Origin of the sequence: Ilyobacter sp. (genome assembly GCF_041583315.1) — a bacterium.
GTDB lineage: Bacteria > Fusobacteriota > Fusobacteriia > Fusobacteriales > Fusobacteriaceae > Ilyobacter.
Genome location: NZ_JBFHGC010000226.1, coordinates 1 through 4,358, shown reverse-complemented (window position 1 = coordinate 4,358; position 4,358 = coordinate 1). Strand labels below are relative to the sequence as shown.

Genomic DNA, 4,358 nt, shown 5'->3' with positions numbered 1-4,358 from the left:
GCATATACAATATCTAAAACCATACCCCCTATACCCAGGAAAAGCTGCATATAGAGCACACCCTGAGGATAGGCCCTTCCCAGCAGTGAGGTGGCATATCCTGCGATGGAGAGATAGACCATCATTATTATAACCCTGTCCATTTTTATACTGTTTAGCCGTCTGTTGAGTTCCTCTTTAAATCTCAACATTATAAATATAAATACTGATACAGAGACAAAGGATATGATGATAATGAGCCAGGTGGGAGTTTTTTCAGGAGATATACTAAACTGTGTCACAAGGCTAAAAAAACCATAAAAATAGCAAATAACTTTCATAACCTCCAAAGAAATCATATTCATAATTACCACCCCTGTCTTTAGTATCTATAAATACTTTACTTTAATAAATTGAGTAGACCTTTTATTTTATTGATTTTTTAAAAAGATTGAAGTAATATAGGCATTAGGAAAGTTATGGGGTGATTTTATGAGCTGTTCAGAAATATTAAACAAAGAGAATTTTTTTAAAGATTTTTCCATAGACGAGGAATATTTTAAAAGTACCGGACTGGAGTGGAGTGAGCTTGAGAAAATATATCAGGATTATACCGCACTTGTTCCCCTCATGGAAAAACGTGCAGAAGAGATCGTTCTTCATATAATGGCACTAAAAGATGTACATTCTGTGAGACGTCGGGTAAAAAAACCGGAACATCTTATTGAAAAAATAATAAGGAAGGGGAGAAAATATACCGATAGAGGTATCAACTCTAAGACTTATAAAAAAATCGTCACCGACCTTATAGGGGTTCGGGTTCTTCATCTTTTTAAGGATGACTGGAAAACAATACATGAAGAAATAATCGACTTATGGGAGACAAAGGAAACCCCTCAGATAAATATCAGAAGAGGTGATTACAACCTAGATAAGCTTCGTGATGGAATAAAAGACTACAATTGCGATATAATCGTGAGAGAACACGGCTACAGATCGGTCCATTACCTCATAGGAGCCTCTCTCACCAACGAAAAGGAAGTTCTTGTAGAGATTCAGGTGCGGACGGTTTTCGAAGAGGCCTGGAGCGAAATAGATCATATAATAAGATACCCTTATGATATAGACAATCCTATTCTTTCTGAATATCTCGGAATATTCAACAGAATTGTAGGAAGTGCAGACGAGATGGGAATGTTTATAAAAAAATTAAAAAAAGAGGTCGGAAAAGATAATACCAACCCTAGAGAGCTGGATATAAAATTTAAATAGTCTTATAAGCTGCCTATACTTAAGGCAGCTTTTTTTGTTTTGTAATAAAACTAATATTGAGCACCCTAAATTTTCGATAATTATTCAATATCTACTTTTTTTACAATTTCTTTTTTTATTCAAAAGGAAAACAACAGAAAATTCATAAAACTAAGAATATATAGTAAGGAGGTGAAAACATGGTTTCAGATCTCAGAACATATCAAGTAGATTACGAAAGAGGGAAACTTCCTATAAAGGACTTTCATCAATATCCCTTAGAGCATCTTCACGAGTGGCTTATAGAGGCCTATGAAAAGGGGGAACATTTACCAAACACAGTGACTCTTAGCACAGTATGTCAGTCTGGATTGGCAATGCATACCGTTCCTCTGAAGTCCTTTAAAAATGAAAAACTCAGATTTTTTGGAAATTATGACGAACATGATCTCTTAGAATCAGATTCCAACTGCAGTGTGGGAGTTCATTTCTTTTTCAAAAAAATGAATAGGCAGATTTTTATCAGAGGTGATATTGAAAAAATCCCTGTAACAGAATCTGAAAATTATTTTAATGCGCAATCAAATGAATGCAAGATCACAATATGGGCTACAAAAGACGGGAAAACAATTTTAAAAAAAGAGGAACTCAGAAATCACTTTGATAAAATCAGAAACAAATTTAAAGAAACTCCTATTCCGTATCCAGAATTTTGGGGTGGTTATGATATAACTCCAAAGTACATAGAATTTTTAGAAGGAGTAGAAGATACTTTACATCAAAAATTAATTTACCAGCTTATTAATGGGAAGTGGACAAAAAAAACTGCTACATCTTAGTCTGATTATGAAAATAAAAAATTGATTTAATAAGAAAAAGGGGTTCATATGAACTCCTTTTTCTGTGTGGTAATATTTAGTTTTAGCCCCTATACAAGAAATATCAAACCTATCCTAGTATTTTCCTAGCCTCTATAAGCCTCTGAGATGCTGTGAAAATAACTGCTGAAAAAAATACTATCCCTATTGGATTTATATAGCTTGTAAAGAGCATCATCATCGTAAAAAATATAAATCCTTCAGTCCTTTCAGCAACTCCTGCCTGGTAATAAAAGGACTTAGTTCCTTTTTTCTCTGCCATCATTCCAGTGGTAAGAAAAACAGTCATAGAAAATATTATGCTGCATGTCAGGATAAGCATTATCATCCTCGTATGAGAAAATCTAAATGCTAGCCCCAGTATGACTGATATTTCCACCAGTCTGTCAAAAGTTATATCCATCACTGTTCCAAATGGTGTGGATCCCTTTTCTCTCGCTATTGTTCCGTCCACTGCATCTAAAAGACCGGATATCCACAACACTGTAATGGCTATCATGGGTTTTTTTAAATAAATAAAAATCCCTGTTGATATACCCATAAAAAAAGCCATAATAGTGACCTGGTTAGCAGTAAAATTATACTTCATGAAAAAGTCAGCCACTTTTACGATAAGGGGCTGTACGTGTTTCCTAGCATGTGTGTCCAGCATTTTAAGCACCTCTGTTTATATCAAAATAATATTATTCTTGTTGTATCTCACATAAAGTTCCATCTGACTTTCCACCTCAAATTCAACACGATTTTGAACCACCTCTATACTCTCTCCGCCTATTTCAATGTCAAAATAGTAAAAACCGCTTTTAAACGAGCTGTCCTTTACTTTACCTTTTAGAACTCCTTCATTATCGCCTGGTTGTTCTTCCAGGGTTACCCTTAGATCTTCGGACTTCAGAGCCACACAGATTTTCTCAGCATCATCAAAGTCCACTGGAAATTTTATATTTTTACTATAAAAAATACCATCCTTGATTTCCCCGGTAAATATGTTATTTATACCGATAAATCTGGCTACAAAAGGGGACATTGGTTTTTCATAAAGATTTAGAGGCGTATCAAACTGAGCAAGTTCACCTTTATCCAAAACCGCTATTTTGTCAGACAGATAAAAAGCTTCGTCTCTGTCGTGGGTCACAAAAAGCACCGTGCTCATATGTTTCTTTTGAATTGTTTTCAAAAGCTTCTGTAGCTTTCCTCTCAGCCCCTCATCTAGAGCTGAGAAAGGTTCATCCATTAGAAGGAGCTTAGGTTCCATAACCAGTGCCCTTGCTAGGGACACTCTCTGCTTCTGACCCCCGCTGAGGTCATAGGGGTGTCTTTTTTCAAAACCGCTCAGTCCCAGCTCTTCAAGTACATTTCTTGCCTTAAGTCGTCTCTCTTTTTTCCCCATCCCCATCATTTTAAGACCAAAAGCCACATTATCCTCTACATTTAGATTTGGCAGCAGAAGCGAGTCCTGAAAGACCATTGATAAACCTTTTTCTTTTGGAGATTTCCCCCTTGTATTTTCGCCTTGGATATATACATCACCGGTATAGTCCCCGGTTATCCCTGCGATTATATTGAGAAGGGTTGTTTTCCCACATCCAGATTCTCCGAGAAGAGTTACAAACTCACCTTCTTCTATTTTCAGATTAAAATTTATCATTTGAAAATCCTTGTATCTCTTACCTATATCTTTTAGAATTACCATACCCTGTCCCCTGTCATTTTTTTATTGTAGATACCCTTTACTTTTTTCTCTAAAATAAAAAGTAAAGCAAAATTCATGAATATATAAAATATGCTGTATACAGCCCCCACCTTTATATTTCCCCCAGATATATAGGGAAACATAAGAATCGGAATGGTAAGGACCTTCCCTCCTCCTATTATGAGGGTGTTAAGGTACTGTGCAAAGGATACTATTATTACCAGACTCCCTCCTGCGATGACAGAAGGCATTATATGAGGTAACGTTATATAAAAAAATCTCTGTAGACTGTTTGCTCCCAGCATTTTACCAACTGTTTCATAGTTTTCGTTGAGAGTACTATATCCTATAACTGTAGAATGAATATAGTACGGCAAGGTAAGTACTGTATGTATGAATACTACTCCAGCCAGGGTTTCCGAAAGTCCCAGCCTTATGAAGGTAAAATACACCCCCATACTAGTTACAAAAGAAGGGATTATCAAAGGGAGAAACACAAGACCCTGAATAATTTTTTTCCCTTTAAAATCCTTTCTTGCCAGCACACTGGCCGCCGG

5 protein-coding genes and 1 pseudogene are annotated in these 4,358 nt (G+C 36.0%); 2 read left to right on the top strand and 4 right to left on the bottom strand.

Annotated features, from left to right (window positions below; all coding sequences use genetic code 11):
- Positions 1-344: pseudogene (locus tag ABZA26_RS08755) on the bottom strand (hypothetical protein); the annotation flags it as partial.
- Positions 345-471: 127 nt separating this feature from the next.
- On the opposite strand from ABZA26_RS08755, the gene ABZA26_RS08750 reads away from it, so the two are divergent.
- Together ABZA26_RS08750 and ABZA26_RS08745 are read left to right on the top strand one after the other, a co-directional pair.
- A complete protein-coding gene (locus tag ABZA26_RS08750) occupies positions 472-1,251 on the top strand; it encodes a GTP pyrophosphokinase (RefSeq protein WP_372714139.1) in 780 nt (259 codons plus the stop codon).
- A gap of 179 nt (positions 1,252-1,430) precedes the next feature.
- Complete coding sequence (locus ABZA26_RS08745; protein WP_372714137.1) at positions 1,431-2,069, top strand: pyridoxal 5'-phosphate synthase; 639 nt, start codon at positions 1,431-1,433, stop codon at positions 2,067-2,069.
- A gap of 109 nt (positions 2,070-2,178) precedes the next feature.
- On the opposite strand, the gene ABZA26_RS08740 is transcribed toward ABZA26_RS08745, so the two are convergent.
- The 3 genes from ABZA26_RS08740 to ABZA26_RS08730 all read right to left on the bottom strand — a co-directional run.
- The gene (locus ABZA26_RS08740; RefSeq protein ID WP_372714136.1) at positions 2,179-2,760 is read right to left on the bottom strand and encodes a CDP-alcohol phosphatidyltransferase family protein; all 582 of its coding nucleotides are present in this window, start codon (positions 2,758-2,760) and stop codon (positions 2,179-2,181) included.
- A 15-nt stretch (positions 2,761-2,775) separates the two neighbouring features.
- Positions 2,776-3,801, bottom strand: a complete 1,026-nt coding sequence (locus ABZA26_RS08735) for an ABC transporter ATP-binding protein (RefSeq protein WP_372714135.1) — start codon at positions 3,799-3,801, stop codon at positions 2,776-2,778.
- Positions 3,795-4,358: ABC transporter permease (locus ABZA26_RS08730; protein WP_372714134.1), on the bottom strand; the 564-nt coding region annotated here is incomplete at its 5' end. The genes ABZA26_RS08730 and ABZA26_RS08735, both read right to left, overlap by 7 nt.

Excerpts from the sequence above, each read along its gene's own strand:
- ABZA26_RS08750 (WP_372714139.1), top strand. The coding sequence starts at position 472 with ATGAGCTGTTCAGAAATATTAAACAAAGAGAATTTTTTTAAAGATTTT.
- ABZA26_RS08745 (WP_372714137.1), top strand. The coding sequence starts at position 1,431 with ATGGTTTCAGATCTCAGAACATATCAAGTAGATTACGAAAGAGGGAAA.
- ABZA26_RS08740 (WP_372714136.1), bottom strand. The coding sequence starts at position 2,760 with ATGCTGGACACACATGCTAGGAAACACGTACAGCCCCTTATCGTAAAA.
- ABZA26_RS08735 (WP_372714135.1), bottom strand. The coding sequence starts at position 3,801 with ATGGTAATTCTAAAAGATATAGGTAAGAGATACAAGGATTTTCAAATG.